Source organism: Streptomyces sp. NBC_01335 (assembly GCF_035953295.1).
GTDB lineage: Bacteria > Actinomycetota > Actinomycetes > Streptomycetales > Streptomycetaceae > Streptomyces.
Genome location: NZ_CP108370.1, coordinates 3,967,838 through 3,994,751 on the forward strand (window position 1 = coordinate 3,967,838; position 26,914 = coordinate 3,994,751).

The window sequence follows — 26,914 nt, forward strand, 5'->3', positions numbered from 1 at the left end:
GCTCGTGGAAACGCTCCGGGCAGCCCCTGGAACGCTTCGGCAGCTCGTGGAAACGCCCCAGGAGGAGAGCTCACGAGGCGTCTCCGGGTGCGTTTCCGGGGCGTTTACGGGCCTCGACGGCACGCGGAGCCCTCGTTCCGGGCCGCACGCGGGGCTTGTCGCTGTTCGAACAGAAGGTCACAGAAGAGCGGACACGGTGCTTCTCCACAGATGTGCCGGATTTCTTCTCTCCACAGCCTGGGGACCCGGAAGTTGTCCAGATTGCGTCCACAGGGCCTGCTGCCGATACTCCATCAGGCCAGGTCAACTGCCTGGGGATTTGTGGTCAACCGTGATCCACAGCCTGTGGATAAAGAATCTGTCCACAGCGAGCCCTCTGGGTTGTCCACCGGCAACTCACAGGATCAGCTCTCTTGTCCCCAGGAGGAACCCTCTTCTCCACACCTCTGTCCACTGTTCGGCAACACGACACCCCTCCTCACTGCTGAGAGTGAAAGGCGTCACACCGAGGTGGTCGATTGGGCTGTGGGGAACCGGGGTAAAGCTGGGGACGGCCCTGGGGAGAAGTACCCCTGTCCTGTGCATCGGGTGTGCAGAACTTTCGTGTGTCCACAGAAGTGCCTGGTTATCCACGGACTGCGCCCACAGGCTCGGTGGACAAAAAATCGGCTCTGACCTGCGCAAACGACGTTATCCACGGTTTCCACAGGGCCTACTACTACTACCTCCCAGAGTTAGCCAGGAATCAGCTTCGAAGTGGGGGCTGTGCACAACTTGGCCCGCTGGGCTCTCGGACCGCCTCGGGCGACTTGACCCCGAGCAGCGACGAGTGTCGGTGCCGTACGTCAGACTGGACCCCGGCGTCCTCCCCGGCCCCCCGGCCGACGGACCCCGATCGACGACGAAGGCCAGCAGGGCGAGCGAGCAACAGCAGGAGGCGGTTCCGGTGAAGATCCGGGTGGAGCGCGATGTACTCGCGGAGGCGGTGGCCTGGGTGGCCCGCAGCCTCCCGGCCCGTCCGCCGGCGCCCGTCCTCGCGGGCCTTCTGCTGAAGGCCGAGGACGGTGCCCTCAGCTTCTCCAGCTTCGACTACGAGGTCTCGGCGAAGGTCTCCGTCGACGCGGAGATCGAGGAGGACGGCACGGTCCTGGTCTCCGGCCGCCTGCTCGCCGACATCTGCCGCGCCCTGCCCAACCGCCCGGTGGAGATCTCCACCGACGGTGTGCGCGCCACCGTGGTCTGTGGCTCGTCGCGCTTCACCCTCCACACCCTGCCTGTGGAGGAGTACCCGGCGCTGCCGCAGATGCCGACCGCGACCGGCACGGTGCCCGGCGAGGTCTTCGCCTCGGCCGCCGCCCAGGTCGCCATCGCCGCCGGCCGCGACGACACCCTCCCGGTGCTCACCGGTGTGCGCATCGAGATCGAGGGCGAGACCGTCACGCTGGCCTCGACCGACCGGTACCGCTTCGCCGTCCGCGAGTTCCAGTGGAAGCCGGAGAACCCGGACGCCTCCGCCGTGGCCCTGGTGCCCGCCAAGACGCTCCTGGACACCGCCAAGGCGCTCACCAGCGGCGACACGGTCACCCTGGCGCTCTCCGGTGCCGGTGCGGGCGAGGGCCTGATCGGTTTCGAGGGCGCCGGCCGCCGTACGACCACCCGGTTGCTCGAAGGCGACCTGCCGAAGTACCGCACGCTCTTCCCGACCGAGTTCAACTCCATCGCCGTGATCGAGACCGCCCCGTTCGTCGAGGCCGTCAAGCGTGTGGCCCTCGTCGCCGAGCGGAACACCCCGGTGCGGCTCAGCTTCGAGCAGGGTGTGCTCATCCTGGAGGCCGGCTCCTCGGACGACGCACAGGCTGTGGAGCGGGTCGACGCGGTGCTGGAGGGCGACGACATCTCGATCGCCTTCAACCCGACGTTCCTGCTGGACGGGCTGAGCGCCATCGACTCCCCGGTCGCCCAGCTCTCGTTCACCACGTCCACGAAGCCCGCCCTGCTCAGCGGCCGTCCGGCCGTCGACGCGGAGGCGAACGACGCGTACAAGTACCTGATCATGCCGGTCCGCCTCTCCGGCTGACGCTGATCGGTACCCGTACCCACGACCAGGGATCCGGCGGGCAGGCTCGGCGCTGAGCTTGCCCGCCGCTCCGTGTTCCGGTGCCGGGCGTAGGCTCGGACATGGGAACGTATCGGCACAACGCTTAAGGAATCTCTGATGGAGCTCGGTCTCGTCGGCCTCGGCAAGATGGGCGGCAACATGCGCGAGCGCATCCGCCGCGCAGGCCACACCGTCATCGGTTACGACCGGAACCCGGACGTCGCCGATGTCCACAGCCTCGAAGAGCTTGTGGGCAAGCTGAAGGGCCCGCGTGTCGTCTGGGTCATGGTCCCGGCCGGCGCCGCCACCCAGTCCACCATCGACGAGCTGGCGGAGCTGCTCCAGCCCGGCGACATCGTCGTCGACGGCGGGAACAGCCGCTGGACCGACGACGAGAAGCACGCCGTCGAGCTGGGAATCAAGGGCATCGGCTTCGTCGACTGCGGCGTCTCCGGCGGTGTCTGGGGCCTGGAGAACGGCTACGCCCTGATGTACGGCGGCAAGCCCGAGGACGTCGAGAAGGTGCAGCCCATCTTCGACGCGCTGAAGCCGGAGGGCGAGTTCGGCTCCGTCCACGCGGGCAAGGTCGGCGCCGGCCACTTCGCGAAGATGGTCCACAACGGCATCGAGTACGCCATGATGCAGGCCTACGCCGAGGGCTGGGAGCTCCTGGAGAAGGTCGACTCCGTCACCGACGTGCGCGAGGTCTTCCGCTCCTGGCAGGAAGGCACCGTCATCCGTTCCTGGCTGCTCGACCTCGCGGTCAACGCCCTGGACGACGACGAGCACCTCGACGGCCTGCGCGGCTACGCCGCCGACTCGGGCGAGGGCCGCTGGACGGTCGAGGCCGCGATCGACAACTCGGTGCCGCTGCCCGCGATCACCGCGTCGCTCTTCGCGCGCTTCGCCTCGCGCCAGGACGACTCGCCGCAGATGAAGATGATCGCCGCGCTGCGCAACCAGTTCGGTGGCCACGCGGTGGAGAACAAGAAGTAGTACGCACGCACAGCAGGACGGACGGAAGGCCCGCGACCATGCACGTCACGCATCTCTCGCTGGCCGACTTCCGCTCGTACGCCCGGGTCGAGGTACCTCTCGACCCGGGCGTCACCGTGTTCGTGGGGGCCAACGGGCAGGGCAAGACCAACCTCGTCGAGGCGGTCGGCTATCTCGCCACGCTCGGCAGTCACCGTGTCTCCTCGGACGCCCCGCTGGTGCGGATGGGTGCCGAGCGGGCCGTCGTCAGGGCCGCGGTGACCCAGGGCGAGCGCTCCCAGCTGATCGAGCTGGAGCTCAACCCCGGGCGCGCCAACCGCGCGCGCATCAACCGGTCCTCGCAGGTCAGACCGCGGGACGTGGTGGGCATCCTGCGGACCGTGCTGTTCGCCCCCGAGGATCTGGCCCTGGTCAAGGGAGATCCGGGTGAGCGGCGGCGCTTCCTCGACGAGCTGGTCACCGCCCGCTCCCCTCGGATGGCCGGGGTCCGGTCCGACTACGACCGGGTGCTCAAGCAGCGCAACACCTTGCTGAAGTCCGCCGCGATGGCCCGCCGCCACGGCGGCCGTTCCATGGACATGTCGACGCTCGACATCTGGGACCAGCACCTCGCCCAGGTCGGCGCCGAACTGCTGGCGCACCGGCTCGACCTGATCGCCGTGCTCCAGCCACTCACCGACAAGGCGTACGGCGACGTCGCCCCGGGCGGCGGTCCGGTGGGCCTGGAGTACCGCGGTTCGGTGGGCGAGAACCCGGGCCGGACCCGTGAGGAGCTGTACGAACAGCTGCTGGCCGCGCTCGCCGGCGTACGGAAGCAGGAGGTCGAGCGGGGGGTGACCCTCGTCGGCCCGCACCGGGACGACCTGCTGCTGGGCCTGCGCGGGATGCCCGCGAAGGGGTACGCGAGCCACGGGGAGTCCTGGTCGTTCGCGCTGGCGCTGCGGCTGGCCTCGTACGAGCTGCTGCGGGCCGAGGGCAACGAGCCGGTGCTGGTCCTCGACGACGTCTTCGCCGAGCTGGACGCGCGGCGCCGCGAGCGCCTCGCGGAGCTGGTGGCACCGGCCGAGCAGGTGCTGGTGACGGCAGCGGTCGACGACGACGTGCCGGGGGTGCTCACGGGCACCCGGTACTCGGTCGCGGCCGGTGAGGTGACCCGGCTGTGAGCGAATCCCAAGACCGTGCGCAGGGCGCTTTCGGGGACGACGCCGCGAAGGAGACGGCCGGTGGCAAGGCGTCCGGCGGCAAGGCGCCCGAGCCCTCCGGGGTGGACCTGGCCCGGGTGGCGCTGCGGGCCGCGAAGGAGCAGGCCGCGGCGCGGGGCGCCGCCGCCCAGCAGCGTAAACAGGCCAGACGCGGTGGCGGCCTGCGTTCCGGGGCGCGGACCGACGGCCGGGACCCGCTGGCGCTCGGTTCGGCGATCAACCGGTTGATCACGGAGCGCGGCTGGGAGACGCCCGCCGCGGTGGGCGGTGTGATGGGCCGCTGGCCCCAGATCGTGGGCACGGATCTGGCCAAGCACTGTGTGCCGCTGAAGTACGACGAGGCCCCTGAGGCCCGGGTGCTGACCGTTCAGTGCAGTTCGACCGCGTGGGCGACGCAGCTGCGGCTGCTCGCGCCCCAGCTGGTGGCGCGGCTCAACGCCGATCTCGGGCAGGGCACGGTCCGCATGATCAAGGTGCTGGGGCCCGGTGGCCCGCAGCGCTCGCACGGGCGGCTGCGCGCGCCCGGTTCCACCGGTCCCGGCGACACGTACGGCTGACCGAGGGCGATCCATCAGCGGGACGGTCCCCGCCGACACCCCCTGTGAGCTGGGCTTTCGCGGCCCGCCACCCAGAAGTGACCTCACCCGCCGCACCGTCGGCGGGCCTTTCGCGCTGCCCGGGGGCCGTACCGCCCACGCGACCGCCGCGACCTCGGGGGCTTCCGGCTTGTGCCGTTGTGCGGGGGTTGAAACCTCCGAGGGCCGAGCGGGTGTCCCTCACCGTAGCGGAGGGTTGACAGGCAGAAGCGCTCAATGCCCGCGTGAGCCTCTCCGGGCCCCATCCTGAATATGGGGAGTCGTCAGCCGCTGGTTGAGGGCGGCACATGCGGACTCAGGTACCGCCAAACCCCCATTCGGGTCGGCGCTAGCGGTAGACTGATGAACAATCCCGCTACTGAGCGGGTGTCGTCGATTACCAGCCGAACGACGCAGCCGCTCCCGCCTGCCGGAGAACGGCCTGTGCTGTGCCAGAAAGGGCGCTTCGTGGCCGATTCCGGCAACCCCAACGAGAACAACCCGTCCACAGCCGGTGAACACGGCGAGGTCACCGCCTCGTACGACGCCAGCGCGATCACCGTCCTCGAAGGACTGGACGCGGTCCGCAAGCGACCTGGCATGTACATCGGTTCGACCGGTGAGCGTGGACTCCACCACCTCGTACAGGAAGTCGTCGACAACTCCGTCGACGAGGCCCTGGCCGGCCACGCCGACACGATCGACGTCACGATCCTCGCCGACGGCGGCGTCCGGGTCGTCGACAACGGCCGCGGCATCCCGGTCGGCATCGTGCCCTCCGAGGGCAAGCCCGCCGTCGAGGTCGTGCTGACGGTCCTGCACGCGGGCGGCAAGTTCGGCGGCGGCGGTTACGCCGTCTCCGGCGGTCTGCACGGCGTCGGCGTCTCCGTCGTCAACGCCCTGTCCACCCGTGTCGCCGTCGAGGTGAAGACCGACGGCTACCGCTGGACGCAGGACTACAAGCTGGGTGTGCCGACGGCGCCCCTGGCGAAGCACGAGGCCACCGAGGAGACCGGGACCTCGGTCAGCTTCTGGGCCGACGGTGACATCTTCGACACCACCGAGTACTCCTTCGAGACCCTCGCGCGCCGCTTCCAGGAGATGGCGTTCCTCAACAAGGGCCTCACGCTCAAGCTCACCGACGAGCGCGAGTCGGCGAAGGCGACCGTGGGTGCGGACGAGGCCGAGGCCACCGCGACCGCCGAGGAGCCGCCGGCGCGCACGGTCACGTACCACTACGAGGGCGGCATCGTCGACTTCGTGAAGTACCTGAACTCGCGCAAGGGCGACCTGATCCACCAGTCGGTGATCGACATCGAGGCCGAGGACAAGGACCGCCTCCTCTCGGCCGAGATCGCGATGCAGTGGAACACGCAGTACACCGAGGGCGTGTACTCCTTCGCGAACACGATCCACACGCACGAGGGCGGTACCCACGAAGAGGGCTTCCGCGCCGCGCTGACCTCGCTGGTCAACCGGTACGCGCGCGACAAGAAGCTGCTCCGCGAGAAGGACGACAACCTCACCGGCGAGGACGTCCGCGAGGGTCTGACCGCGATCATCTCGGTGAAGCTGGGCGAGCCGCAGTTCGAGGGCCAGACGAAGACCAAGCTGGGCAACACGGAGGCGAAGACCTTCGTGCAGAAGGTCGTCCACGAGCAGCTCACGGACTGGTTCGACCGGAACCCGAACGAGGCCGCCGACATCATCCGCAAGGGCATCGCCGCCTCGACCGCCCGTGTGGCGGCCCGCAAGGCGCGTGACCTGACCCGCCGCAAGGGTCTGCTGGAGTCGGCGTCGCTGCCGGGCAAGCTCTCCGACTGCCAGTCGAACGACCCCACCAAGTGCGAGATCTTCATCGTCGAGGGTGACTCCGCCGGTGGTTCGGCGAAGTCGGGCCGTAACCCGATGTACCAGGCGATCCTGCCGATCCGGGGCAAGATCCTGAACGTCGAGAAGGCCCGGATCGACAAGATCCTCCAGAACACCGAGGTCCAGGCGCTGATCTCGGCGTTCGGCACCGGGGTGCACGAGGACTTCGACATCGAGAAGCTCCGCTATCACAAGATCATCCTGATGGCGGACGCCGACGTCGACGGTCAGCACATCAACACCCTGCTGCTGACGTTCCTCTTCCGTTTCATGCGCCCGCTGGTCGAGGCCGGTCACGTCTACCTCTCGCGCCCGCCGCTCTACAAGATCAAGTGGGGCCGGGACGACTTCGAGTACGCGTACTCGGACCGCGAGCGGGACGCCCTGGTGGCGCTCGGCAAGCAGAACGGCAAGCGGATCAAGGAAGACTCGATCCAGCGCTTCAAGGGTCTCGGCGAGATGAACGCCGAGGAGCTGCGCGTCACCACGATGGACATCGACCACCGGGTGCTCGGCCAGGTCACCCTCGACGACGCGGCGCAGGCCGACGACCTCTTCTCGGTGCTGATGGGTGAGGACGTCGAGGCACGGCGCTCGTTCATCCAGCGCAATGCCAAGGACGTCCGCTTCCTCGACATCTGAGTCGGCCGTACAAGCAAGCCGCCGCTCGAAAGGACTTTGACCAGCAATGGCCGACGAGAACACCCCTGTGACACCGGAAGAACAGCCCGTCGTGGCCGGTGTGGGCATGCGTGTCGAGCCCGTGGGGCTCGAGACGGAGATGCAGCGCTCCTACCTCGACTACGCGATGTCCGTCATCGTCTCGCGTGCGCTCCCCGACGTACGGGACGGCCTCAAGCCCGTCCACCGCCGGGTGCTGTACGCGATGTACGACGGCGGGTACCGCCCCGAGAAGGGCTTCTACAAGTGCGCCCGCGTCGTCGGTGACGTCATGGGTACGTACCACCCGCACGGCGACTCCTCGATCTACGACGCCCTGGTGCGCCTCGCGCAGCACTGGTCGATGCGCATGCCGCTGGTGGACTCCAACGGCAACTTCGGTTCCCCGGGCAACGACCCGGCCGCCGCCATGCGGTACACCGAGTGCAAGATGATGCCGCTGTCCATGGAGATGGTCCGGGACATCGACGAGGAGACCGTCGACTTCCAGGACAACTACGACGGACGGAACCAGGAGCCGACGGTCCTGCCGGCGCGCTTCCCGAACCTGCTCGTCAACGGCTCCGCCGGTATCGCCGTCGGTATGGCCACCAACATCCCGCCGCACAACCTCCGCGAGGTCGCGGCGGGCGCCCAGTGGTACCTGGAGCACCCGGAGGCCTCGCACGAGGAGCTCCTGGACGCGCTGATCGAGCGCATCAAGGGCCCGGACTTCCCGACCGGCGCCCTGGTCGTGGGCCGCAAGGGCATCGAGGAGGCGTACCGCACCGGTCGCGGCTCCATCACGATGCGCGCGGTCGTCGCGGTCGAGGAGATCCAGAACCGTCAGTGCCTGGTGGTCACGGAGCTTCCGTACCAGACCAACCCGGACAACCTCGCGCAGAAGATCGCCGACCTGGTCAAGGACGGCAAGATCGGCGGGATCGCCGACGTCCGCGACGAGACCTCCTCGCGGACCGGTCAGCGCCTGGTCGTCGTGCTCAAGCGCGACGCGGTCGCCAAGGTCGTGCTGAACAACCTGTACAAGCACACCGACCTCCAGACGAACTTCGGCGCCAACATGCTGGCGCTCGTCGACGGGGTGCCGCGCACCCTCTCGATCGACGCGTTCATCCGCCACTGGGTGACGCACCAGATCGAGGTCATCGTCCGGCGCACCCGCTTCCGGCTGCGCAAGGCGGAGGAGCGGGCGCACATCCTGCGTGGCCTCCTGAAGGCCCTGGACGCCATCGACGAGGTCATCGCCCTCATCCGGCGCAGCCAGACCGTGGAGATCGCGCGTGAGGGCCTGATGGGCCTCCTGGAGATCGACGAGATCCAGGCGAACGCGATCCTGGAGATGCAGCTGCGCCGGCTGGCCGCGCTGGAGCACCAGAAGATCACCGCCGAGCACGACGAGCTCCAGGCGAAGATCAACGAGTACAACGCGATCCTGGCCTCGCCCGAGCGGCAGCGCCAGATCGTCAGTGAGGAACTCGCCGCGATCGTCGAGAAGTTCGGCGACGACCGGCGTTCCAAGCTGGTGCCCTTCGACGGGGACATGTCCATCGAGGACCTGATCCAGGAGGAGGACATCGTCGTCACGATCTCTCGTGGCGGCTATGTGAAGCGCACGAAGACGGACGACTACCGCTCGCAGAAGCGCGGCGGCAAGGGCGTGCGCGGCACGAAGCTCAAGGAAGACGACATCGTCGACCACTTCTTCGTGTCGACGACCCACCACTGGCTGCTGTTCTTCACGAACAAGGGCCGGGTCTACCGCGCGAAGGCGTACGAGCTCCCCGACGCCGGCCGGGACGCGCGCGGCCAGCACGTGGCGAACCTGCTGGCCTTCCAGCCGGACGAGCGGATCGCCCAGATCCTCGCGATCCGCGACTACGAGGCGGCGCCCTACCTGATCCTGGCCACCAAGGGCGGCCTGGTGAAGAAGACGGCGCTCAAGGACTACGACTCGCCCCGTTCCGGCGGTGTCATCGCGATCAACCTGCGGGAGACCGCGGACGGCAGCGACGACGAGCTGATCGGTGCCGAGCTGGTGTCGGCCGAGGACGACCTGCTGCTGATCAGCAGGAAGGCCCAGTCGATCCGGTTCACCGCGACGGACGACGCGCTGCGCCCGATGGGCCGCGCCACTTCGGGCGTCAAGGGGATGAGCTTCCGCGAGGGCGACGAGCTGCTCTCGATGAACGTGGTCAGGCCCGGTACGTTCGTCTTCACCGCGACCGACGGCGGGTACGCGAAGCGCACCCCCGTCGACGAGTACCGCGTCCAGGGCCGTGGCGGCCTCGGCATCAAGGCCGCCAAGATCGTGGAGGACCGCGGGTCGCTCGTGGGGGCCCTGGTGGTGGAGGAGACGGACGAGATCCTCGCCATCACCCTCGGCGGTGGTGTGATTCGCACGCGAGTCAATGAAGTCAGGGAGACGGGCCGTGACACCATGGGCGTCCAACTGATCAATCTGGGCAAGCGTGATGCCGTCGTCGGCATCGCGCGCAACGCCGAGGCCGGCCGTGAGGCGGAAGAGGTCGATGGGACCTCCGAGGCGGACGGTACGGACGAGGCATCGGTCGAGGTTCAGACCGAGGGCACTGTCGAGGGCACGGAGCCCTCGACCGGGGAGCACGAGGAGTAGAGCGTGAGTGGAGCCACGGGCGCCGATTCGGCCGCTTCTGGAGACGGAGCGAACGGTGCCCGTGGCCCTGCCACGGACTCCCAAGGGGGCACTGTGACGGACACTCGGGGCCCGCAGCCCCAGTACGAGGGCTACGCGAACGGGCCACTGCCCGGCGAGCGGGAGCCCGCGCAAGGGACGGCGGGTCCCTACCACCCGCCGCAGGCGTACGAGTCGCCGGCGGGTGGCCGACAGGCCACCGGCGGGCAGGGCGTGCGACTGCCGCGGACGGGGGCGCGGACCACTCCGCGTACCCGTAAGGCACGGCTGCGTGTGTCGAAGGCCGACCCCTGGTCGGTGATGAAGGTGAGCTTCCTGCTCTCCATCGCGCTCGGCATCTGCACCGTGGTCGCGGCCGCGGTCCTGTGGATGGTGATGGACGCCATGGGCGTCTTCTCCACCGTGGGCGGCACCATCAGTGAGGCGACGGGTTCCAACGAGAGCAACGGCTTCGATCTGCAGTCGTTCCTCTCGCTGCCGCGCGTCCTCATCTTCACGTCGGTCATCGCGGTGATCGACGTGGTGCTGGCCACCGCGCTGGCGACGCTGGGCGCCTTCATCTACAACCTGTCGGCGGGTTTCGTGGGCGGCGTGGAGCTCACGCTGGCCGAGGACGAGTAGCCCGCGGGCTATCGATTTTGGGACTGGCCCCGACGTGCGCTAATCTTCAGAAGTCAGCGCAGCAGCGCGGCGGGGCTATAGCTCAGTTGGTTAGAGCGCATCCCTGATAAGGATGAGGCCACAGGTTCAAATCCTGTTAGCCCCACCAGTACGAAGGCCCCCCACCGGAAACGGTGGGGGGCCTTCGGCGTATGGGGGCGGAGAGCGCCCGGGGGGTTGGTTCTTCCGGGGGACGGCGACCGCTCGGCCCGCGTTCCCGCCTCGGGGCCGCCCGAGCCCACGGGCGCCCGGTGGGTTACCCGCCGGCGGCCAGGCTGGCGAGCAGGGCCGCCCCGGCGCCCAGGACGAGCAGTTGCACGGTGCCGCACGTACGCCAGCGCAGGAGATGGAAACCGCCACCCGTGACGACCGCGGCGCCGAACAGGAGCCACGTCGCGCGCACCGCCTCGTGGGGGGCTTCGGGCGGGTTGCCGTCAGTGTAGGAGTCGGCCCACCCGGTGATTCCGTAGCGGAACACCAGCCAGCCGATGACCATCAGGTCGACGACGAAGAGAACCACACTGACGGCGGCCTGTTCGCCGGTCGACGGTCGTCCCTGTCCCTGCCCCACAGCAACCCACCCCTTCGCCTGCCGAGCGTGCCTGCCGTCCTGCCGTGCGCATTCCAGCGTGCTCGGGCTCCGGGCGACGCGCATGAGCACGGCTACTCAGCTCCGGTCGGTGCGGCACCCGGGCCCGCGGGCCGCTGGGCCGTGCCGGACACCGCCCGCCCGGCGGGAATTGTCGGACACGGCCCAGGGGCACCGGGCGCACGGGAAGGCCCCCGGCCGGTGGGTACCGGGCCGGGGGCCTGAAGTCTTGGGGGGAACCGGGTGGATCAGGGAGGCGGGAGCGGGGACTCGCCTTCCGTGGCCCCGTAGTTGGTGCGGGCTGCTTCGGTTCCGGTGGCGTTCGCGGTGTCGGCGGGCAGGTGCCTGGTGGCGGGTGAGGAGCCGTGCGCCTCGGCGCGGATGCGCTGCTTCATCGTGGGTGGCAGCGCCCGGTCACGCGGAAGGGTCCATCGCACCGACGGGGTGGTCGCGGTTGCCGCGGTCGCACCCGTGTGCTCCTGGGTCGTGTGCGTCGGCTGCTGCTCCGTGGCCGAGGCGTTCGCCGCGGCGAGGCCGAGGGAGGCGAGGAGGGCGAAGAAGGCGGTGATGAAGGCTGTCCAAAGGTTCTTGACCTTGAAGGCGCTCATGGCCCCTCACTTTCAGGTGGTCCGGTTTGCTTACCTTTCTGATGATGTGGATGTGGAAGCGTATTTCTGGGAGCGACGCCACCGGTGCGCCGATCTTCTGATGAACACCACTCGTATGGTGCAACCGGGCTGGTGGAACGCTCCGGGGCCTCTCCGAGGGGCCTTCCGGAGGTTCTCGGGAGGGTGGTCCGAGCGGTCCGACGGAGTCGCGGACCGCCCGGGGAAGGGCCTGCGGCGGGGGCCCGGGCAGGTCACCGATCGGTATCGGCCGGTGTGTATAGTCGGGCGGCAGAAGTCCCTTAGAACCTAGGAAAGACGAGGTCGCGCGGTGAAGAAGCTTCTCCTGGTCGCACTGGCCGCCATCGGCGGGCTCCTCGTGTACCGCCAGATCCAGGCGGATCGCGCCGAGCAGGATCTGTGGACGGAGGCGACCGACTCCGTGCCCGCAGGTTCGGGCGTGTGAGACGACGCAGTCCCTGAGAAGCCCCGGCCGCCGAGCGGTCGGGGCTTCGTGCTGTCCTGGGCGGTGTCGTGGCTGTGCGGACCGCCTCCTGTGCCACGCACCTGGCCGGCCCGGTCCCGGGGGAAGAGCACCGATCCGCCGTGGTCGCAGACAGCGGCGGGGCCCCCGGGGCAGGATGGACGCGCATCGTGACCGCCGCGGGGGCGGAAGCTCCGGTGGCGCCGGGCGCGGTTCCGTGCGGTACGGGCCGGGGCGCGGGCGGTCGCCGGGACGACGAGGGGGAGCGCGTGAAGAGGCAGATCGGCAGGGGCGGCCGGGCGGTGTCGGCGGCCTTCGCCGCGATGTGCGCGGTGGTGGCGCTGTCCGGGCCGGCGTATGCGGCCGACCCGGCCCCGTACGCCTTCGATCCGGGCGCGAAGCGGGTGACCGGGACCGTGGCGAACGCCGACGCACCGGTGCTGGACGCCGGTTCGGTCTACCGCAGCTCGATCGAGCCCGGTGAGAAGCTCTACTACCGGGTGAACCTGGACGCGGCCTCGGACGCGTACGTCTCGGCGGTCGTGGTGCCCCGGTCGCCCGAGGAGACAGTCGCCTACGGCGACGGGATCACCGTGTCCATCCGCGACCGCAACGACTCGCAGTGCGGTTCGGACGACGCCCTCGTCGGATCGGCGGAGTTCGCCCGTCCGCTGTCCGCCTACGCGGTCCGGACGGTCAAGGAGGGGAGTTCGTACTGCCAGGAGGCGGGCGCGTACGACGTCCTGATCGAGCGGAAGAGCAAGGAGACCTCCTCCCCCGAGGCGTGGGACCTGGAGATCCGCCACGACGTCGAGCCCGCGTTGAAGGCAGCCGGCTCCCAACCCACCACCGCACCCTCGGAGTTCGCCTCCGAGCCGCCCGCCCCGCTCCCCACGTCGGCGCCGCGCGCCGCCCGGTCCGGCGGCACCGGCTTCAACGACGCGACCGGGCTGGAACCGGGCGAGTGGAAGGACACCGTGTCGCCCGGCCAGACCCGCTTCTACCGGGTCCCGGTCGACTGGGGCCAGCAGCTCTACGTCACGGCCGAACTCAGCAACAACAACGCCTCGACCACCTTCCTCGGCAACGCCCTCTCGCTCTCGCTGGCGAACCCCGCGCGCGGACACGTGGAGGACGCGGTCCTCTCGTACTCCGGAAGGCCCGCGTCCGTCTCTCTCGACCCGCTCCCCCCGGTCGGCTGGAGCAACCGTTACGCCTCGGCGTCCGGCGTCTCCGGCATGCGGTTCGCCGGCTGGTACTACGTGGCGGTCGGGCTGAGCCCCAAGGTGGCGAAGGAGTACGGCGCCGGGCCGATCAAGCTGACGCTGACGGTCCAGGTGAAGAACGGGGCTCAGCCTTCCCCCTACGCCGGTGACGCGGGGATCTTCGGTGTCAGCGACGGCGACCGGGACATGGCGCGCAGCGGGCAGAGCGCCCCGCAGGCGGCGCGGAGCGCGACCATGCGGCTGGTCGGCGTGACCGGGATCGGCGCGGGGACGGTGCTGGTGCTGGGGCTCGGCGTCTGGACGCTGCTGGCCCGCCGCAGGGCGGGGGCGCCCGCGGCCGAGGGGGCCGGGCGGTCCTCGCCGTACGGAGGACCGCCGCAGGCCTGGTAGCCGCCGACCCGGCCTGACCCGACCCGACCCGGCCTGACCCGACAGCGGTGGCGGCCGGGCGGGTGCGCGGCGGGTGAACCCGGCGCCCCTCAGGCCTGGGTGAGCGCCCAGACGCCGACGGCGAAGCAGAGCAACGCGACCACCAGGACCGGGATCGCCACCTTCGGGGACGGCCCCGGTCGGGCTGTACGGGGCGCAGGGGCCGGTGGTGCGGGGTGCGGGTGCGCGGCGGGCGCCGGGGCCGCGGGGTGCCCGTGGGGCGTGGTGTAGCCGCGTGTCGGGGCGGGCCCGGGGTGCCCGGCGGCCGTGGCGGCGGTGGCCGGGGAGGCCGCCTGGGCGGCGGGTTCCGGGCCGGGCGACGGAGCGGCGGGCCACGACGAGGGGACGGGGGGCGGGGCCAGATGGAAGCTGCCGGTCTCCGACATGGACACCGGGGCTGCCTGGTGCGGGAGCTGGCCGCCGGGCGGGGCGGCCTCAGTCGCGTGGGGAGGGGCGGCGGCGGGGCCTCCGTCGGGCGAAGCGTGGGGCGGGCCGCCGTACGGGCTGTTGAGCGGGCCGTGCGGGCCGAACCCGTCCGGCAGTGGCCCGATCTGGTCGAACACCTCCACCGGCTCCTCGCCGGCCGGGGGCTCGGGCAGCATCTCCACCGCCGCGGCGAGTGCCTTGCGCGCACCGGTCGCGGTACGGAACCGGGCCTGCGGGTCCGGCTGGAGCAGCCCGGCGAGCACCTGCCAGAGGGGCTCGGGAAGGCCCTGCGGGGCGCCGGGGGTGCCGTGGGTGACGAAGTGCTCGATGATCGCCCGCGAGTCGGGCTTCTGGCCCTGGAGGAGGTACAGGGCGACGAGCCCCACCGCGAAGAGGTCGGCGGGAAAGTCCGGCTCGGCACCCATCATCTGTTCCGGTGCGAAGTAACCCGGTGTGCCCACAACGTAGTTGGTCTCGGTGAGCCGGGGTTCCCCCTTGCGCATCGAGATGCCGAAGTCGGACAGCCGGAGGTGCGGACGCCCCGAACCGGTGGCCTCCATCAGGATGTTGGCGGGTTTGATGTCGCGGTGCACCACGCCTTCGGCGTGCACGGTCGACAGCCCCGAGAGCAGCTGGTCGAGCAGGAGGCAGACGAAGCGCGGCGGCAACGGGCCGTAGTCGCCTATGACATGGGCCAGTGAACCGCCGCTGACCAGGTCCATGGTGAACAGGACCTTGTCGTCGTCGGCGGCCCAGCTGGCGGGCGCGAGCACATGCGGATGCTCGATGCGCAGCGCCTGCTCGCGCACGAAGCGGAGCAGTGTGTGCGCGTCGCTCTGCTGGAGCACCTTGGCCGCGACGTACCTGCGGCGCCGGTGGTCCCAGGCGCGCCAGACGGCGCCCACACCGCCGCGTCCGATCGGATCGACCAGTTCGTACCGGCCGGCGAATACCTCACCCATTGCGCTCTGTCCGCTCCAGTCCTGTGCCGGATGGTGCCGGGTGCCGGAACTCCGGGTGCAGCCGGACGCACCCGGGTGCCAGGGCGTCGAGCGCGCCCTGGCACCGCTGTGCGGCGTGCGGCCGGTACTGGTGCTGCGCCCAGTGAGCCGGTCGCGACCCTAGTTCTGGTGTCCTTCGTAGTGCGCGACGGCGTCCGCGGTGCGACCCGCGCCGTACACCCGGAGGAACTCTGCCAGTTCGGGGTGGGTCGGGGCGAGGGAGTCGGCCGCGTCGATGATGTCCCCGGCCGCCGAGACCGAGCGCAGCAGCGACTGGATCTCGCGGACGACACGGCGGACGGTGGGTGCTCCGCCGTTGGCCGTGACCTGGCCGGTGCTCGACAGAACCGATCCTCCTTGGGACTTCTTGATCTCGTCCATCCGGTCGGCGGCCTCGCCCGCGCTGGCGCTGCCGTCCGCGACCTGGACCGCGAGTTCCTGCAGCGCCTGGACGCGCTGGACCACCGCGGGGTTGCCGATCTTGGCCCGCTGGCCGCTCATCAACTGGGACAGCATGGGCGCGGACAGCCCGAGTACGGCCGCGAGCCGGGCCTGGTTCAGGCCAAGATCATCGATCAGCCGGCGGAAGAGCGCACCGAGCGGCTCTCCGTACCAACTGCGCTGGAGTTCCCTGGCTCTTGCGGTTGCCTCTTGCTGCGCTGCGTCCATCACGCCTCCCCTTCGCTGCTGCGAACCTAGTCGGACATCTTACGGAGAGTGGTCGTCCCCCGGGAGTCCCCATCTCTTTGCGGGAATCCCGCCGGGACCCGGTACTCTGGTCTGCGACGGGCGCTCCACGTGCGGATGGCGGGTGGTGGCGTTTGTTGTTCGGGGCCTTAGCTCAGTTGGTAGAGCGCTGCCTTTGCAAGGCAGATGTCAGGAGTTCGAATCTCCTAGGCTCCACCTGTACAGAACCCCCTGACCCGCGGAAACGTGGTCAGGGGGTTCTCCGTTCCCCGGATGTGCCGAGCGCCCGCATTCCGGGGTTCCGTTCCCGATCTGCGGGCTTCCCGGGCACGGGGCCTCCTGGGTCAGGAGGCCGGCCTGGCGGTGGACGTACCCGTGGCCCTGGACACCAGCAGCACCGCGAGCAGGCCGACGCCGATGAGGACGTAGCCGGACGAGGCCAGGGCGCCGAAGGTGCCGAGCACCGCCACCCCGAGCGCGGAACCCGCCTGCCTGACGCCGTTGAGCGCGCCCTGACCGGTGGCGGCGTACTCCGGCGGTGCGGCCACGGCCATCGCGGCGGCGGCACCGGGAATGGACAGGGTGCCGGTCGCGGCGAGCGTCAGTTCGGCCGCGACGATCAGCAGCATCGACGGGTGGTGGCCGGTGCAGAAGGCAAGCAGTACACCGGAGACGACAGCGGCGGACATGCCGGTCAGCAAGATCGGCCGAGGGCCGTGCCGGGCGACGAGACGCCCGGTGAAGAACGGCATCACGCATACGGGGAAGGCGATCGGCAGCGAGGCGAGCCCTGCCGCGAACGGCGACAGGTCGTAGGCGTGCTGCAGCCAGACGGCGAACATGTACATCCCGCCGAAGTAGGCGAAGCAGGACACCGCGGCGGCGATCATCGCCGCACGGACCCTGGGCAGGGCGAGCAGGGCCGGCGGCAGGACGGGGCCGGCGACCCGGCGCTCCACGACGGCCACCAGCGCGAAACAGAGCAGAGCGGCGGTGACGGGGACCAGGGCGTACCCCGAGCCCCATCCCTGGATACCGGCCTCGACCAGGCCGAAGGTGAGCAGGCCGAGACCCGCGGTCGACAGGCCGAGCCCCGGGCGGTCCAGGGCCCGGGTGGCGCGTACCGGGGGCACGGGGAGCCGGCGGGCCAGCAGCAGCGCGGCCAGCGCGATGGGCGGATTGACGAGGAAGACCAGCCGCCAGCCCCCGAGTTCGACCAGCGCGCCGCCGAGCACCGGCCCGGCCGCGGCCCCGAGGCCGCTGAGCGCGGTCCAGGCGCCGATGGCCCGGGTGCGCCGCGCCGGATCGGGGTTCAGGTGGATCAGCAACGCCAGGGAGGCCGGGACCAGACCGGCGCCCGCGGCACCGAGGAGCGCTCGGCCCGCGATGAGGGAGCCGATACCGGGCGCCAGTGCACACACCACGGAGAGCGCGGCGAAGAGACCGAGGGCGCCGACGTAGACACGGCGTGCGCCCCAGCGGTCGGCGAGGACGCCCCCGGCGAGGAGCAGCCCGGCGAACACGACGGTGTAGGCGTCGACGGCCCAGGGCAGGGCCGCGGCGGACGGGTGCAGCGACTTCTGCACGTCGGGCACGGCCACGTTGAGGATCGAGGTGTCCAGCAGGACGAGCAGATTGCCGGTGGCCATACCGGCGAACGTCAGCTTCGCACCGAGCCGGGAGGGTGCGGGGAGCCCGGTTGGTGCTGGGTCGGGTTCTCCGGGTACGACGCGGGAAGGGCGGGAGAGGGGGGCGGCGGTGGTCATGGCCGAAGGGTGTCCCGAACACCGTGTGACCTGCGACGCCCTACATCCGATGGTGCCATCGGAAAGTTCGATGGCGCCTATGCTGGTGCCGTGGATTCTCGCTATGTGCGCGCTTTCGTCGCGGTCCATGACCACGGCGGCATCTCCTCCGCGGCCCAGGCCCTGGGGTACGCGCAGTCCAGTGTGAGCGCCCAGCTCAAGCGTCTCGAAGCGGAGCTGGGAGTGGCCGTGCTGGTGCGGGCGGGTACCGGGGCGGTGCTCACGGAGGCGGGCCGCCGGCTGCTGCCGCATGCGCGTGAGGCCCTGGACCTGGAGGAGAGGATGCACCGGGCCGTGCGCGGCGACCGGCCGCGGCTGCGGATCGGGGCGCAGGAGTCGCTCGCTCACGTGTGGATGCCCGACGTGCTGGCGGCCCTGGAGTACGGCGCGGGCCGCGCGGAGACCGGTGCGGACGTGGTGCTGACGGTCGCCGACCGGCAGACGCTGGAGCGGGCCTTCGGCGCGGGCGAGCTGGATCTGGTGTTCCAGTACGACAACGGCGTCCGAGCCCTCGGCCCGCACGCCGTGGTGGGACACGACCGCTCGGTGCTGGTCGCGGCGCCGAGCCATCCGCTGGCGCGGGAGGAAGTGGTCACGGCCCGGCAGATGCTCCGTCACGAATTCCTGGTGGCCGAGGCGGGCTGCACGTCCGAGATGCTCGTGGACCGCTTCGGACGGGATCTCCTGGAAGGTGCCCGACTGGCCGTCGTACAAGGGTCGGTGTCGGCGCTGCTGCGGCTGGCGGGGTACGGGCACGGGGTGTCGCTCCTGCCGGAGCTGGCGGTCGGCCGGGAGCTCCGGGACGGCGAACTCGTGGAGTTGCGTCTGGCCGAACGGCTCCGCCCGGTGAGCATCGTCGCCCAGTGGCGGTCCCGTCTCGGACCCGCCGAGCAGGCGGTGCGCGCACTGCTCGACGTGGCCCGCCGGGCCGACCCCTTGCCCGAGGTGACACGCATGGTCCACGGCGCGCCGGCCGCCTGACCTGCGGTGGTCCGGCGCCCACGCGCACACTGCCGCGCTCCGTCGACCGGGCGCCCGAGTTTCTCTCCTCGGGCCGGCGCCCGGATGCCCGAGCGCCCCCGACCCAGCGGAGCAGGTCGAGGGCGCTCGGGGAAGTGCCGGAGTGGGTGGGCGGCGGCGGAACCGGGAGGGGCGCCGCCGCCCGTGAGGTCGGTGTTCCGGTGGGATCAGTGGCCCGAGTGGCCCTTGCCGTGGCCCTTGCCGTCCGAGCCGTGGCCGTTGTCGTGGCCCTTGTCGTCCGAGCCGTGGCCGCTGCCCGAGGAGGACTTGGAGACCTTGCTCAGGGTCGCGGTGACCGCGGGCTCCAGGTTCTTGAACTGCGAGGTGTAGGGGCCGACCTTGATGCCCTTCACGCCGTTCAGACCGGCGAGCTCCTCGAACGCCGAGCTCTGCGCGGCGGTGGTGAGGACACGGATCGCGCTGCGCTGGAGGTCGCCGAGGCGCAGCGGGTAGCCCTGGGCGGGGTAGTCGCCCTTGATCGCGACGGTGTAGGCGACCACCGGGCTGCTGTCGTCGCCGGCCGTGGCGTGCTGGACGTCCGTCAGGCTGATGCCGGCCTTCTGGGCGGCGGTCAGCCCGGCGGCGCTCGGGTCGAGCAGTGCGGCGACCGCCTTGTACGCGGCGTCGACCGAGGCGTACTTCGCGTTCGCGGTGAACACCTGGTTGTTGTACGCGTCCCGGACGGTCTCGCCGGAGAGCGGGGTCTTCGACAGATCGGTCTTGCCGTCGACGGTGGTGTTCAGGGTCGTGCCACCGGTGGCCGACGGCGTGAAGCCGCCGAACTGCCAGGTGTAGGAGGTGCGGGTGGTGGTGACGGTCCGGTTGTACACGGGCAGGCCCGTGACGTCGGTGGTCGGCGCCACCTGCTTGATGGCGTTGATGACCTCGGCCGGGTTGCCGCCGGGCTCGATGAGGTCGTTGCCGGCGTACATCGAGGTCAGCGAGCCGTGGCTGCCGCCCCAGTCCGACATGACCGTGCCCTTGTAGCCCCACTCGCCGCGCAGCAGGTCGGTGAGCAGGTCGTAGTTGCTCGCCGTCCAGGTGCCGTTGATCTTGTTGTACGAGCTCATCACCGACATCGGCTGGGCGGCCTTGACCGCGATCTCGAAGCCCTTGAGCTCGATCTCGCGCAGCGTGCGCTCACCGATCACCGAGTTGCTGGTGGTGCGGTTGGTCTCCTGCGAGTTCTCGGCGAAGTGCTTGATCGTCACGCCGACGCCGGGGATGGACTGGACGCCCTCGGTGGTGGCCGCGGCGGTCAGGCCGGAGACCAGCGGGTCCTCCGAGTAGTACTCGAAGTTGCGGCCGTTGAGCGGGTCGCGGTGGATGTTCATGCCCGGTGCGAGCCAGAGCTGGACACCGTACTCCTGCATCTCCTCACCGACGGCCGTGCCGACCTCGGCGACCAGGCCGCGGTCCCAGCTCTGGGCGAGCAGGGTGCCGACGGGCCAGGCGGTGCCGAACTGGTAGGTGGCGTTGTCGTCGGTGCCGATCTTCTGCGTGAGGCGGAGGCCGGCGGGGCCGTCCGAGAGCGCCATCCCCGGGATGCCGAGCTTCTCGTAGTTCGGCGTGGTGTAACCGGCGGCGCCCTTGGCGGTGAGCGTGGTGCCCGCGGCGCTGGAGCCCTCGACGATGTCGGCGAGCTGGGAGACGCTCAGGCCGGCGACGAACTGCTCCATGGTCGCCTTGCCCTTGGCGACGTCGTACAGGGTGGTCGCCGTGTTCGTGGACACGTGCTTGACCTGCTCACCGGTCTTCGGGGCGTACGCCGAGCCGGTGCCCTCCCAGTTCTTCTGCTTCGGGTCGAGGTAGACCGTGGTCGAAGAGATCTTGTCGCCGTCGAGCGCGTAGTACGGGGAGGAGGAGTCGACCGGGACGTTCTGCTGGTAGGGCGACGCCTTCTTCTCCGTACGGAACGAACGGGGGTCCAGCCGGATGCGGCCGGACCGCGCGATCTCGGCCTGTTCACCCGGGTAGGTGAAGAAGTCCTTCGTGGAGCTGGTGAGCTCGGAGGCGGGCTTCTGGTCGGCCAGCTCGGTGTGGTCCTGCTCGGTGATCACGGACTTCGCGAGGTTCAGGCGGCCCGCGACGTGCGTGTTCCGGGACGAGTTGCCGACGCGCACGACGTAGTCGCCGGCGTCCAGGACGTAGGCCGCGCGGGACTCGTCGTAGGCGGCGAGCGAGGTGGTGTCGAAGCTGATCGTCACCGTCTGGGACTGGCCCGGGGCGAGGTTGTCGGTCTTCGCGTAGCCGGTGAGCTGCTGGTACGCCTTGTCGAGCCCGGTCTGCGGGGCCGACACGTAGACCTGGACGACCTCCTTGCCGGAGTAGGTGCGGCCGGTGTTGGTGACCTTCGCGGTGACCTTCACGGTCTTGGCGTCGGCCTTGACCTGCTGCGCCTTGATGTCGAAGTCGGTGTACGACTGGCCGTAGCCGAAGGCGTAGTTGACGACGCTCGACGGGTCGGCGGGGTTGAGCTTCTTGTAGAGCGAGTCGAAGTAGCGGTAACCGACGTAGATGCCCTCGGTGTACTGCTCCGTCAGCGGGTCGTTGTCGTTCTTCCCGAACGTGGCGGACGCCGGGTAGTACGAGTACTGCGAGGCCCACGTGTCGGTGAGCTTGCCCGACGGGGTGACGGTGCCGTTCAGCACCTCGGTGAGGGCGGCGCCGCTCTCCTGGCCGGCCTGGCTCATCAGCAGCAGCGCGTCGAGCGCCTGGCCGCCGGGAGCGTCCTTGACCTCGCTGTTTATCTCCTGGAAGAACGAGGTGTCCACGATGCCGCCGGTGTTCAGCACCACGACGACGCGCTTGTACGTCTGGCCGAGGAGCTTCAGGTTGGCGCGCTCGATGTCGGTGAGCTGGTAGTCGCCCTTGCCGGCGGAGCGGTCCGAGCCTTCGCCGGAGTTCCGCGCCACGACGAAGACCGCGGTGTCGGTGGAGGCCGAGGGCGCCACGTTGGCGGCGGTCAGCGGCTGTTCGACGGAGGCGTAGTCGACGGTCGAGCCGAAGGTGCTGCCCGTCGCGCTCGCGGGGTACTTGGTGTCGTACGCCTGGGTCATCGCGGACCAGTAGGCGTCGCTCGTGGTGACCTGGTAACCGGCGTCGGTCAGACCCTGGCGGGCGGAGATCGTGTACCGGTTGTTGACGTTGCCCGAGCCCGTACCGCCCTTGACGGTCTTGTAGGCGCCGACGCCGAAGAGGGCGATGTTGCCCTTCTTGGCGATCGGGAGCGCGTGGTCGTGGTTTTCGAGGAGGACCATGCCCTGGGTGGCCGCTTCCCGCGACAGCGCCGCGTTCTTCAGCTCCAGCGCGGCCGGGTTGGGGTCCGAGGTGGCCGCGGTCGCCGCGGGGACCGAGGTGAAGACGATGCCGGCGACGACAGCGGTGGCGGCGGCGATCGCAAGGGCCTTGCCCCGGCGGGCACCTCTGGGCAGACGTGTGGTGTGCATGTCAGTAAGTCCTCTCTCAACCGCATTGTCCAGATAGGAGGTTCATGCCGGACGGGCAAACCTCCAGCCCGGAGGTCTGCGGAAGGATCGTCCGCTCGGCGTGAGCTGAGCTGACCCTAAGAGCGGCTTTTTCTGTGGTCAATGGCAAAAACATCGTGAGTTTCGCGAGTTTTTCGACTCTTAATTGGTCGAATGGTGGAGGGGGTTCGCCCCCTGTCAGACGCCGTGACAGGGGGCGAACGGCCTGCTATAAGGGCACGTCAGAAGGGTTGTTAAGAGCGATCCGTGCCCGGAACCGGTTCCGGAGGCACCCGTTGGGGAGGGTGCCGAACCGCTCGGTACGAAACTTCATGCACCGCGAACCCGGTTCACAGGTTGTCGGCGCAGCGTTCCCGGGCGAGTTCCGTCGAGGGCTACTCGGTTACGGGCAGCGGTACTTGAGGGCGAAAGGAAGCCGTCGCACACCCGCCTCGGACCGGGAGGCCTGACCTTAGGATCTGCGCATGCCTCAGACGTCAGCAGGTTCCTCGCCCCGGGACCGGACCCGCGAGGACGTCTTCCGGCACATCCAGTCGGCGGGCCATCTGACCCGCGCCCGGATCGTCGCACTCAGCGGACTGTCCCGGAGCACCGTCAACCACGCGGTGACCCGGCTGCTCGCCGACGAACGCGTCACCGAGACACAGGCCGAGGGCGGCGGACCGGGCTCCGGCAGCGGCCGGCCCGCGGCGGTGCTCCGTGTCGTACCCCGCCACGGGGAAGCCCCCGTGGCGGCCATCGACTTCGGCCACAACCACATCAACGTCGCCCTGGGCGACTCCCTCGGCCGCCCCGTCGCCGAGGACCGGGTGGAACTCGACGTCGACCTGCGGGCCGTCGAGGCGATCGACCGTGCGGCGGGGATGCTCGACGGACTACGCGGATCGTTCGGGAGCGACCGGCTCGGTGCCGTCGTCGCGGGTGTACCGGGCCCGCTCGACACCGGATCAGGGCTGGTCCGCTCCCCCACCATCCTGTCGAGTTGGGTGGGGCTCGCTCCCCGCAAGGAGCTCGAAGAACGCCTCGGGGTGCCCGTGCACGCCGAGAACGACGCCCTTCTCGGCGCGTACGGGGAACTGCACCTCGGAGTCGGCCGCCGCTACCGCGACTTTCTCTACGTCAAGGTGTCGCACGGCATCGGGGCGGGAATCGTCGTCGGCGGGGTGCCGTACCGGGGGTCACAGGGGTACGCGGGCGAGATCGGGCACACCCAGCTGCCGGGGCACACCGAGATGTGCCGCTGCGGCAACCGGGGGTGCCTGGAGACGGTGGTGTCGGTCTCCGCGCTCGCGGCGCAGATCGCCCACACCCACCCCGGAGTGGTGACCGGCCCGCGCTTCCTGCCGCAGGTCGACGACCCGGTGACCGACCGGATCCTGGACGGGGCGGGCCGGACGCTCGGCGGCGTACTCGCCGCGTTCTGCAACCTCCTCAACCCGTCGGCGCTGATCGTGGGCGGGGAGCTGGGCGCCTCCACCGGGGCGCTCGTGGAAGGCATCACCACGGCGATCCGCCAGCACGCCCAGCCCGCCATCGCGACCGGGCTCGAGATCCTGCCCGCCGGGCTCGGCGCCCGCGCCGAGTTGCTGGGCGCCCTCAGGCTCGCCACCACGCTGGTCCCGCACTGAGCCACCGACGGGGCCCACGGTCCGCCGGTCCGCCGGTCAGCCGGTCGGTCCGGCGCGGTCGGTCGGTCAGCCGGTCCGCCGGTCGGGTCCGCCGGTCGGCTCCTGTGCCGGGGCGTCGTCAGCGGGGCGGTTCGGCGGAGCCCTGGTGGCCGGGCAGAGCGGTTGCGGTCGGGGAGATCTCCGTCCACTGGGTGAGGGACAGCATCGGCTCCACCCCTCCCGCGGCCGGCGGCGCGACGCGGACGGCGAAGATCGTGGTGTCGTCCTGGAGCCGTCCGTAGACGTGCCGGAGCATCCGGTCCCGTACGGCCCTGACCAGGCGGTACGGCGAATCGGCGAGCTGCGGGTCACGGGCCAGGGCGGCCTCCAGCGCCTCGGCGAGCGGGAAGAAGTCGCCCGCCCTGTCGCGGGCCTCGGTCACCCCGTCCGTGGTGAGCAGCAGGATCTCGTCCGCCGCGAGGCGTATCCGGTGCGGTGCCGCCGCCCGATCCGACGCCGGGGCCAGCTCGTTGAGGCCGAGCGGGAGCCTGCCGCTGCCGGCATCCAGCCGGCGTACCCCGCGCGCGCTGACCGCGAAGGGAGGATCGTGCCCGAAGTTGATGACGTCGACGTACCCGCCGGCGGACCCGGGCGGCGGAAAGTCCAGCAGTACGGCGGTGGCGAACCGGTCGCCGTCCTTGTAGCCCATGGCCTGCTCGTACAGCCGGTTGCGCTCCATCCGGACTTCCATGCGCTCGCCCACCACCCGGAGGTCGGGCTGGTGGAACCCGGCCTCCCGGAAGGTGCCCAGCAGGTTGGCGGCCACCGCCACGGCTCCGAGGCCCTTGCCCTGGACGTCACCGAGCAGCGCGCGGGTGCCCCAGGGGCTGGGCTGGATGTCGTAGAAGTCGCCGCCGAGCCGCGCTTCCGCGTCGGCGGGCAGGTAGATGTGCGCGTGCAGCAGCCCGCCCCAGGTGGGCGGGAGGGGCCGGATCACGGTTGCCCGGGTGGTGTCCGCGACGTTCCGGACGGAGAGCGATCGCCGCTCGCCCCGGCGCCGTAGCCAGGCGGCCGCGACGGCGAGCAGCCCGCCCATGGAGACCAGGATGAAGTCGGGCAGCCCCGTGCGGAACTCGTGCTCCCACGCCTGGTCGATCACTCCGTACGCGGCCACGGCGGCGACCGCGAACAGGGCGGTGGTGCCGACCGGGCAGAGGGCGGCGGCCACGACCGGGACCACCACGAGCCAGGACAGCACGCGGAAGTCGCCCGTGGTGTTCCAGTCGGCGAAGCAGACGACCACGAGCAGGACGAGCGGCAACAGCCAGCCGAGCCGGCGCCGGGGCCGTCCGAGGATCACCAGCAGTGCCCGGTCCAGCCAAGGCTGCCGCCGGAGGAGCCCGCTTCCATGGGGAGCGGGTACCTGGTCGGACCCCGGCGGTGAGGAGCGAGGGGAGGGGCTGGAGGGCACCTGGCCAGCGAAGCACGGTCTTCGACGCCACGCATCCGCGCGTTCCGGCGTCGGTTTTCGGAGGCGGCTTCGCCGGAAGGCGTCTCTGGACGGCTTCCGCAGACGGCTTCCGCAGAGGGCTCCCGTGGACGGCTTCCCAAGACGACCGAGGGGCGTCGGACGACGTTGGGGTCGTCCGACGCCCCTCGATGGTGGGGACGCGGTGAAGCTGGTGGGCGGTGGGCGGACGCCGTTGTTTCACGTGAAACGCTGCTCCACTCCACGTGAAACGCTGTATCACCAGAAACGGGGCTTCACCGGAAACAGCGCTTCACCGGAAACGCTGTTTCACGTGAAACATGGCACGGCCGGGCCGCTTCCTCAGGGGCGGTCGTCGCGGTTCTTCCCGTTCGGGTCACCGGCCTCGGCGTCCGTCTGCTTGGCCCTGACCTCGGGGTCCAGGTCGGTGCCGTCGACCGAGGTCAGCGGCGCCCCGGGGGAGCCGACCGCCGTGGGCTCGGACGGCTCCACCAGCCAGTCCGGGTTGGCCTGCCGGTCCCACCAGCGCCAAGCGGCGCAGGCGCCACCGGCGACCAGCGAGAAGATGAGGAACCCCTTGACGAACCGGCCCGTCTTCGCCCGGCGCGCGTTCTTCCTGGCGAGCCGGTTGATGTCCTGTGCAGTGACCTGACCGCGCAGGGCGGCCAGCGCGGCAGCGCTGCGTACCTGGGCTTCCCCGGCGACCGGCGCGGCAGCGGCCACCGCGTACTCGAAGCGGGGCACGGTGTACCCGGCCGCGTTCCTGGCCGCCTTGCGGGTGTGCCCGGCGGCGACCCGGGCGGCGTCGTCGACCTTCGGGGGCACATGGGCGCGGGCCTGGTCGAGACGGGGCGCGACGTGCGCGACGTACTGCACGCGGGCCTGCTGCGCTGCCGCTGACACCTTGGGCGCGAGGCGCACGCGCGCCTCGTTGGCGTAGTGCGCGGCCTGGAGCTTGGCTGTGTCGGCGTAAGGCGCCACCACTTCCGCGGCGTGCTGCGCGCTTTCCTTCGCCGAGTCGGTTGCGGCGCGCACGCTGTCGATGCGGGTCACGGGATCCTCCTCCTTGGTGGCGGGTAGGTACTCCGCCTGTCCGCCCATGCCGAAATCATGCCTGCGGGGCTTCTGCGGGGCATGCGGGGCGGGCATCCGGGTCATGGGACATATACGGTCAATCCGAATCGTGGAGTGCGTGGACGACGATGCCACGGTTCGGGTGGAGGTGCGCCGTACGGGCACCTGCCCGGCCGGGTGTGTCCTGGTGAAGCCGCCGTACGGGGCACGGGGAGAAGCGCCTCCGCAG

19 protein-coding genes and 2 tRNA genes are annotated in these 26,914 nt (G+C 70.5%); 13 read left to right on the forward strand and 8 right to left on the reverse strand.

Translation table 11 applies throughout. From position 1 onward, the window contains the following. The first annotated feature begins 946 nt into the window (after positions 1-946). The 8 genes from dnaN (at position 947) to OG599_RS17035 (ending at position 10,864) form a co-directional block, all read left to right on the forward strand. On the forward strand, positions 947-2,077 hold the full coding sequence (gene dnaN / locus OG599_RS17000) for a DNA polymerase III subunit beta (protein ID WP_327180067.1): 1,131 nt from the start codon (positions 947-949) through the stop codon (positions 2,075-2,077). A 138-nt stretch (positions 2,078-2,215) separates the two neighbouring features. Continuing rightward, a complete protein-coding gene (gene gnd, locus OG599_RS17005; RefSeq protein ID WP_266706614.1) occupies positions 2,216-3,094 on the forward strand; it encodes a phosphogluconate dehydrogenase (NAD(+)-dependent, decarboxylating) in 879 nt (292 codons plus the stop codon). A 38-nt stretch (positions 3,095-3,132) separates the two neighbouring features. Continuing rightward, on the forward strand, positions 3,133-4,257 hold the full coding sequence (gene recF / locus OG599_RS17010) for a DNA replication/repair protein RecF (protein WP_327176817.1): 1,125 nt from the start codon (positions 3,133-3,135) through the stop codon (positions 4,255-4,257). Then, a complete protein-coding gene (locus OG599_RS17015) occupies positions 4,254-4,853 on the forward strand; it encodes a DUF721 domain-containing protein (protein ID WP_327176818.1) in 600 nt (199 codons plus the stop codon). The genes recF and OG599_RS17015 overlap by 4 nt, the downstream gene beginning before the upstream one ends. Positions 4,854-5,315: 462 nt before the next feature. Further along, positions 5,316-7,385, forward strand: a complete 2,070-nt coding sequence (gene gyrB / locus OG599_RS17020; protein WP_327176819.1) for a DNA topoisomerase (ATP-hydrolyzing) subunit B — start codon at positions 5,316-5,318, stop codon at positions 7,383-7,385. A gap of 46 nt (positions 7,386-7,431) precedes the next feature. After that, the gene (gene gyrA / locus OG599_RS17025) at positions 7,432-10,056 is read left to right on the forward strand and encodes a DNA gyrase subunit A (protein ID WP_327176820.1); all 2,625 of its coding nucleotides are present in this window, start codon (positions 7,432-7,434) and stop codon (positions 10,054-10,056) included. A 93-nt stretch (positions 10,057-10,149) separates the two neighbouring features. After that, positions 10,150-10,716 (forward strand): DUF3566 domain-containing protein, encoded by a 567-nt coding sequence (locus OG599_RS17030; RefSeq protein ID WP_266706619.1) that lies wholly within the window; start codon positions 10,150-10,152, stop codon positions 10,714-10,716. A gap of 71 nt (positions 10,717-10,787) precedes the next feature. After that, positions 10,788-10,864: transfer RNA gene (locus OG599_RS17035), tRNA-Ile, on the forward strand. Between the two features lie 147 nt (positions 10,865-11,011). Here OG599_RS17035 and OG599_RS17040 read toward each other — a convergent pair. Together OG599_RS17040 and OG599_RS17045 are read right to left on the reverse strand one after the other, a co-directional pair. Then, entirely contained in the window at positions 11,012-11,326 is a 315-nt protein-coding gene (locus OG599_RS17040; protein ID WP_327176821.1) for a DUF6234 family protein, read from the reverse strand. A gap of 266 nt (positions 11,327-11,592) precedes the next feature. Further along, positions 11,593-11,952, reverse strand: coding sequence for a DUF6344 domain-containing protein (locus OG599_RS17045; RefSeq protein ID WP_327176822.1), 360 nt, complete (start codon positions 11,950-11,952; stop codon positions 11,593-11,595). Between the two features lie 328 nt (positions 11,953-12,280). Between OG599_RS17045 and OG599_RS17050 the strand changes: the two genes are divergently transcribed. Both OG599_RS17050 and OG599_RS17055 read left to right on the forward strand, forming a co-directional pair. Further along, positions 12,281-12,415 carry a DLW-39 family protein gene (locus tag OG599_RS17050; RefSeq protein ID WP_003958712.1) on the forward strand — a complete coding sequence of 45 codons (135 nt, stop codon included), beginning with the start codon at positions 12,281-12,283 and terminating at the stop codon, positions 12,413-12,415. Positions 12,416-12,702: 287 nt separating this feature from the next. After that, positions 12,703-14,049: a hypothetical protein gene (locus OG599_RS17055; protein WP_327176823.1), complete on the forward strand. Its 1,347-nt coding sequence runs from the start codon at positions 12,703-12,705 to the stop codon at positions 14,047-14,049. An 89-nt stretch (positions 14,050-14,138) separates the two neighbouring features. On the opposite strand, the gene OG599_RS17060 is transcribed toward OG599_RS17055, so the two are convergent. After that, positions 14,139-15,476 carry a serine/threonine protein kinase gene (locus tag OG599_RS17060; RefSeq protein WP_327176824.1) on the reverse strand — a complete coding sequence of 446 codons (1,338 nt, stop codon included), beginning with the start codon at positions 15,474-15,476 and terminating at the stop codon, positions 14,139-14,141. A gap of 159 nt (positions 15,477-15,635) precedes the next feature. Continuing rightward, positions 15,636-16,184: a helix-turn-helix domain-containing protein gene (locus OG599_RS17065; RefSeq protein WP_327176825.1), complete on the reverse strand. Its 549-nt coding sequence runs from the start codon at positions 16,182-16,184 to the stop codon at positions 15,636-15,638. 161 nt (positions 16,185-16,345) lie between these two features. Between OG599_RS17065 and OG599_RS17070 the strand changes: the two genes are divergently transcribed. Continuing rightward, positions 16,346-16,418: transfer RNA gene (locus tag OG599_RS17070), tRNA-Ala, on the forward strand. Positions 16,419-16,546: 128 nt separating this feature from the next. On the opposite strand, the gene OG599_RS17075 is transcribed toward OG599_RS17070, so the two are convergent. After that, on the reverse strand, positions 16,547-17,968 hold the full coding sequence (locus OG599_RS17075) for an MFS transporter (protein WP_327176826.1): 1,422 nt from the start codon (positions 17,966-17,968) through the stop codon (positions 16,547-16,549). A 90-nt stretch (positions 17,969-18,058) separates the two neighbouring features. Between OG599_RS17075 and OG599_RS17080 the strand changes: the two genes are divergently transcribed. After that, on the forward strand, positions 18,059-18,988 hold the full coding sequence (locus tag OG599_RS17080) for a LysR family transcriptional regulator (RefSeq protein ID WP_327176827.1): 930 nt from the start codon (positions 18,059-18,061) through the stop codon (positions 18,986-18,988). Positions 18,989-19,194: 206 nt separating this feature from the next. Here OG599_RS17080 and OG599_RS17085 read toward each other — a convergent pair whose 3' ends face one another. Beyond that, a complete protein-coding gene (locus OG599_RS17085) occupies positions 19,195-22,476 on the reverse strand; it encodes a glycoside hydrolase family 3 protein (RefSeq protein ID WP_327176828.1) in 3,282 nt (1,093 codons plus the stop codon). Positions 22,477-22,979: 503 nt separating this feature from the next. Here OG599_RS17085 and OG599_RS17090 point away from each other — a divergent pair. Continuing rightward, on the forward strand, positions 22,980-24,143 hold the full coding sequence (locus OG599_RS17090; protein ID WP_327176829.1) for an ROK family transcriptional regulator: 1,164 nt from the start codon (positions 22,980-22,982) through the stop codon (positions 24,141-24,143). 118 nt (positions 24,144-24,261) lie between these two features. Here OG599_RS17090 and OG599_RS17095 read toward each other — a convergent pair whose 3' ends face one another. After that, complete coding sequence (locus OG599_RS17095) at positions 24,262-25,593, reverse strand: PP2C family protein-serine/threonine phosphatase (protein WP_327176830.1); 1,332 nt, start codon at positions 25,591-25,593, stop codon at positions 24,262-24,264. 360 nt (positions 25,594-25,953) lie between these two features. After that, entirely contained in the window at positions 25,954-26,664 is a 711-nt protein-coding gene (locus OG599_RS17100; RefSeq protein WP_327180068.1) for a DUF5324 family protein, read from the reverse strand. Positions 26,665-26,914 lie beyond the last annotated feature (250 nt).